The following is a 4,841-nucleotide window of genomic DNA, read 5'->3' on the forward strand; positions in this document are numbered from 1 at the left end:
AGCCTTAGTATCAGATTCCTGTTCGTCGAGCCAAGATTTTATTCCACGCTTCCTCCAGCCCTTACCTCACGATAAGTACCTTGCGCTTCCTTAGTGGTTGGTCGATGTGTACCCCCACAGTGGACTTTCACCACCTAGATAGTTGCCATGCCTGGCACACAAGAAAAAGCTGCCTTAATGACAGCTCTGATCTTCAGCTTACGCACCCGTTAGTTCATTAAGAAACCCAGTATGGAAACAAAGAAATGAAATACGGCATCAACTCAAAATTCCCAGTAATTAGCTGATAGGCTGATAAAGCAAGAACAATTATTGCTAAGATAATTCTAACTATCTTCAAGATATATATTTCCCCCTAAAAATTAAGTTGGTACAATTTTTAATTTAATCATACCATTTAACACCCTTTTGATTTGTGTGGAAAATGGAAATTCCTTCTTTAACAAAGCATATATTCTAAATTATCATAAATGTAAAAAATAATTAATATGTGATTTACATCATTCATGTATGGTAAAAGTGACCAAATATTAAAGAATAGGACGTGGAGAAAAGTGAAGAAGATTCGATTTCTACCGTTAGCTTTACCGTTTATGTTTGTAACATCTAGTCTGTTTGGTAGTGCTGCAAGTGCAGCGCCTAATGATAACTGGCTACATAGTAACAAAACCGAGTTAAGTGCTCACCGTGGAGCACAAGTGGCTGCTCCAGAAAACACATTGGAGTCTATTACGCAGGCTGGATTATTAGGATATGGCTTTGTTGAAATCGATGTACAAAAAACGAAGGACGACCAATATATATTAATGCATGATCAAACAGTCGATCGTACAACAACAGGCTCTGGGAAGGTAGAAGATTTAACATTACAAGAAATTCAAAGCTTTGCAATTGAAGATAAACAGGGGAATGTGACCAATTATAAAGCACCAACACTTCATGAAGTGTTAGAAGAAGCTAATAAATACAATATTGGTATCAATTTTGATGGTTCAAAAGGCGACTGGGATGACAAGGAATTCGTTGACGGTGTTATGGAAGAAGCTAAAGAAACGAAAGTATTAAATCATTCATTTTTTGTATTAAGTAATACGAGTATTCGAGATCAATTTATCTCATGGTACCCAAAAGCGACTGTGACCTTCCTCGGAAATGCATTGAAGAATGTAGATGCCGATATTAAAGAGTTACAGAAATATGAAAATGCCATTTATTCAACATCTATTAACAATGTAGATGAAGAAACTGCCAAAAAAATTAAAAAAACAGGCCTAAAACTGCATGTATACTCAGTTAACACAGCTGAAACATATGAAAAAGCGAAAAAGATTCATCCACGATTGATTGAAACAGATGTGATTGTACCCTAATATAATTGCTGAAATAAATGATACAGAGATGTCCTACGTAATTGGACATTGAAGAAAATTAAAAATCTCGTTAGTCGATTGCAGATTGGCGGGATTTTTGGTATCTAAACTTGGGTAAAAAAAGGTAAATTACTTTTTTTGTTAGGCTGGTTTCGTATAATTGTTGCTTTTTTCAATATTAACTATAATCTAAGATATTTTTATACAATCTGGCCCTTTACATAAAGAAAGAGCACGATTCCTGCTTCAGAATTGCGCCCGTTTGCTGAAGATCAATAAACTTATATAAACTTGTTTCCTGAATCATTATCAGTTNGCTTCATTGGATTTTTTTACCCTTTATTTAATGGAATTTGTATCATCGAAAGTGAGCGTTCTGCTTTTGTTTTTTGTAAATCCTCATATATAATTTTAGATTTCGCTAACTTAATAAGAATTCTTCTTTTACTTTTGCAAAATCAGTCCATAATTCAAAATCATTAACATCATATTTTTCTTTTTTTAATCTTTTTACCATTAACTCTAGTGCATTATTAAGCTGATTAATAAGAAATTTTCTAATATCTATTGCAGTGATACCTTCCCACCTTGAACGTGGCATACCTACATCAATTGTAATATCGATAATTTTTGCTAAGTTTTAATTTTCCACAGCCCTCCGACTCCCAGTACCCTAAATCTCCGTTTCGTTCGAATGCAATTTTTCAAACTCGTCGAAGAACCCTCTATTTAACAAAATCATCCTATCATTTTCATTAATAAGGCCTTCTTCGCCATACCACCATTCATTCTCCTCGTCAAAAATCTGTGGACTAATATGCTCTAACATATGATCATACGCTTCGGTTAACTGATCTTCTGGAATAATGTTATACCTAAGTAGTTCAACAAATACTTTGTAATCTGATTCACCATCGAAATCCTTTTTCCATAACATTCTTATAAAAGTGGATTTCCTATGAAAATATTGAACTAATTTGGTGTTTAGCTCTTAATATTCTCAAACAAAACGAAGGATCACTTATCAGAATGTCGACTAATAAATCACAATACACTTCAGGAAGTTGAAATAAGCGAGGCTACATATTTGCAAGATTATCATTCATAATCAAAGAGTAATGTTTTGAATCATAATCTTTAGAGAAATCCATTAACTTTTGAAGGAATTCTTTATAATCAACAATATCTATAGAAGTTTTTATCTTATTAATACTTGGGCCTATAGTTGTTCCAACAGGAGTGCCTGTAGGATCAAAGTGATTTTTAATGCCTTGTAAAATAAATTCTCTTCCACCATTTACAACAAATTTAGGTAAATTTGACTGAAGAAATAACCAAAAACTCTCTACGTGAGGATAACTTATTGTATTTCCTTTAGCATGTGCACAGTCGTTTCTCCGATTTTTCCAGAACAAATACTGCTCTCTTAAGTCTTCACTAACCTTAAAAATAACTTTATTGTCTTTTTACAATTTTCTCGGTATTGTAGCGAGAAATTAGGCTTTTTCTTCAAAATGCCAGTCAGTGGTCGGTGTATTCTATAATAAATTATAGTCTAACCTTAACCTCAGTACCGTCCTTAGCTTTGACATCTACTAGCACGATCCCCTTATAATTTTTCAGTTCCTTGACGATAGGCTTTAGCGTTTTTTTGTCTATTAGTGGAAAGGTAAAGTCCAGTTTTTTTCTTTCGAAGTGCTCTTTTGTCCATTTGTTTGCATTTTGCTGAAAAAATTTTGAAGACAAAATTGAAATAACAATGTTTAAAATAGCATATGGAATTGGGATGGAAAACCGAACGTTTTTTGCTTTCACTTTTACATGCATCACAAGCAAATCACTAATCAATGATGACCGAAACGGTATCCCCGTTTGCCGATTTAATATCAACAATTTGGCCATCTAATTCGTTTTCGATTGCTTCAATAATAAGGCTTATGTCTATATCTTTAATGTATTTTTCCGATTGAGGAATACTCGCTGCGATGCTGTGTCCAGCCATTAATACTACCTTGACAAGTTTTATAGGCAAATTGACCGTGACGTTATCATTTTCAGCTGATACAACACGAATTTTTAATGTTTTATCTAAATATTTAGTCGGTTTTTCAAAAAGCTTATTACCTGTTTCTTCTTTCTCTTTTAATACTTGAATCAGTTCTGATCCCTTATCTGCATCAATCTTCCCTTCTTGAACCATTGTTAACACTCTTGTAATTTCCTCTTTCATATGATAAATTCCTCCCTATTCCTCTTTTAAGAGCTTAATGGCTTCTTCTGGTGTGATTTCGCCATTTTCCAACATGGTGACAACTTTTTTCTCGTCTACTTCATTTTTCTTCTTCTGCACATATCCAAGGGATGAAATGATGTCTGTTAGCTTGCCTCGAACCGTTGGATACGAAATCCCCAGTTCCTTTTCAACTTCTTTGATATTCCCTCTGCATGTTAAAAATACTTCCACAAAATGAAGCTGATCCTTTGATAAGGATGCCAGCTTAGATAATTCAAACTCATTTTCAATCGTAGTGTGACAATGAGAGCACTGCAACTTTGTAATTTTCAATGTTTTACTGCAGACAGGACAATTTGTGATTACTTTATAAGCCATAATGAAATTCCTTCCTTTTAGTTAATTCGATTATATAACAAGGAATTAAAAATATAAATAATAAAATTTAAATTTTTTAATCCGAAAAATCAATAATATTAATTTATTATTTAATATTATTGATTATCCGTTTTCATTATTCATTCAAGTATTATATTTACCATAATGGTTGAAATTGTAGAAATTCCTCTTGGTGAAAATCCCCAGTTACATAATGAGCATGATTACTTAGACTTTGAGATGCTGATTAATAATCCATGGATATTTGATATTAATATTCCAACTGATGATGATTCAGCAGTCGTTAGCATTGATGTATTATTTAATGATATAGAACTTGAAAATTATTAAGCTTACGGGTTGATTAATCTCCGATTATGCAGTGATTTGAGGACTTAGTCTATATTTTAGTTATTCCAGAATAGGGCGCTATTGTTGAATAAAACTTAGATTTTTAAACGACTTTATAGTTATATTTTTAAGCACAGTGAAGTATCTTATATCGAAAATTAAACAACTATATTTTAACCCCGTCCTAAATTTAGAACGGGGTTATGCTTGTTTTAGGTTTTAAAATTAAATAACTTTATTGTCTTTTTACAGAAATGAAGAATTTATTCAAAATCATTCCTCCACAATCATGCCCCATTAGTTGCATAAAATCGAGTAGGAGGAGGTGCCTAGCCTCCGACCTCTCACACCACCGTACATACCGTTCGGTATACGGCGGTTCAGTTTAAGTCTGACGTAGTTTTGTATATCGTTCATATAGATTTACTAACCCATGATGGAGCCAATAAACATTATTAAGGGTTTTGTCTAGAATAGGACTATGCGCTATGCGCCAATAACCCTTTCTG

9 protein-coding genes are annotated in these 4,841 nt (G+C 33.2%); 2 read left to right on the plus strand and 7 right to left on the minus strand.

Features of this window, described 5'->3' with window-relative positions; genetic code table 11:
- Positions 1-217: 217 nt before the first annotated feature.
- Positions 218-340 carry a hypothetical protein gene (locus AKG34_RS29295; RefSeq protein WP_269083733.1) on the minus strand — a complete coding sequence of 41 codons (123 nt, stop codon included), beginning with the start codon at positions 338-340 and terminating at the stop codon, positions 218-220.
- A gap of 214 nt (positions 341-554) precedes the next feature.
- On the opposite strand from AKG34_RS29295, the gene AKG34_RS11525 reads away from it, so the two are divergent.
- Positions 555-1,370: a glycerophosphodiester phosphodiesterase gene (locus AKG34_RS11525; RefSeq protein ID WP_053346206.1), complete on the plus strand. Its 816-nt coding sequence runs from the start codon at positions 555-557 to the stop codon at positions 1,368-1,370.
- A 421-nt stretch (positions 1,371-1,791) separates the two neighbouring features.
- On the opposite strand, the gene AKG34_RS11530 is transcribed toward AKG34_RS11525, so the two are convergent.
- The 6 genes from AKG34_RS11530 to AKG34_RS11555 all read right to left on the minus strand — a co-directional run bounded on the left by AKG34_RS11530 (position 1,792) and on the right by AKG34_RS11555 (position 3,981).
- Positions 1,792-1,971 carry a hypothetical protein gene (locus tag AKG34_RS11530; protein WP_053346207.1) on the minus strand — a complete coding sequence of 60 codons (180 nt, stop codon included), beginning with the start codon at positions 1,969-1,971 and terminating at the stop codon, positions 1,792-1,794.
- Positions 1,972-2,043: 72 nt separating this feature from the next.
- Positions 2,044-2,307, minus strand: coding sequence for a hypothetical protein (locus AKG34_RS11535; protein WP_053346208.1), 264 nt, complete (start codon positions 2,305-2,307; stop codon positions 2,044-2,046).
- Positions 2,308-2,449: 142 nt separating this feature from the next.
- Positions 2,450-2,785, minus strand: coding sequence for a hypothetical protein (locus AKG34_RS11540; RefSeq protein ID WP_053346209.1), 336 nt, complete (start codon positions 2,783-2,785; stop codon positions 2,450-2,452).
- Positions 2,786-2,918: 133 nt separating this feature from the next.
- On the minus strand, positions 2,919-3,200 hold the full coding sequence (locus AKG34_RS28865) for a hypothetical protein (protein ID WP_053348085.1): 282 nt from the start codon (positions 3,198-3,200) through the stop codon (positions 2,919-2,921).
- 10 nt (positions 3,201-3,210) lie between these two features.
- On the minus strand, positions 3,211-3,600 hold the full coding sequence (locus AKG34_RS11550) for an SHOCT-like domain-containing protein (protein ID WP_053346210.1): 390 nt from the start codon (positions 3,598-3,600) through the stop codon (positions 3,211-3,213).
- Between the two features lie 15 nt (positions 3,601-3,615).
- On the minus strand, positions 3,616-3,981 hold the full coding sequence (locus AKG34_RS11555; protein ID WP_018393054.1) for a DUF2089 domain-containing protein: 366 nt from the start codon (positions 3,979-3,981) through the stop codon (positions 3,616-3,618).
- A 165-nt stretch (positions 3,982-4,146) separates the two neighbouring features.
- On the opposite strand from AKG34_RS11555, the gene AKG34_RS11560 reads away from it, so the two are divergent.
- Positions 4,147-4,332: a hypothetical protein gene (locus AKG34_RS11560; protein WP_053346211.1), complete on the plus strand. Its 186-nt coding sequence runs from the start codon at positions 4,147-4,149 to the stop codon at positions 4,330-4,332.
- Positions 4,333-4,841 lie beyond the last annotated feature (509 nt).

This window comes from Peribacillus butanolivorans (assembly GCF_001273755.1).
GTDB classification, from domain to species: domain Bacteria; phylum Bacillota; class Bacilli; order Bacillales; family DSM-1321; genus Peribacillus; species Peribacillus butanolivorans.

What these genes read in the sequence shown, in the direction of transcription:
- AKG34_RS11555 (WP_018393054.1), bottom strand. Translation starts at nt 3,981, where the DNA reads ATGGCTTATAAAGTAATCACAAATTGTCCTGTCTGCAGTAAAACATTG.
- AKG34_RS11560 (WP_053346211.1), top strand. Translation starts at nt 4,147, where the DNA reads ATGGTTGAAATTGTAGAAATTCCTCTTGGTGAAAATCCCCAGTTACAT.
- AKG34_RS11530 (WP_053346207.1), bottom strand. Translation starts at nt 1,971, where the DNA reads ATGCCACGTTCAAGGTGGGAAGGTATCACTGCAATAGATATTAGAAAA.
- AKG34_RS11550 (WP_053346210.1), bottom strand. Translation starts at nt 3,600, where the DNA reads ATGAAAGAGGAAATTACAAGAGTGTTAACAATGGTTCAAGAAGGGAAG.
- AKG34_RS11535 (WP_053346208.1), bottom strand. Translation starts at nt 2,307, where the DNA reads ATGTTATGGAAAAAGGATTTCGATGGTGAATCAGATTACAAAGTATTT.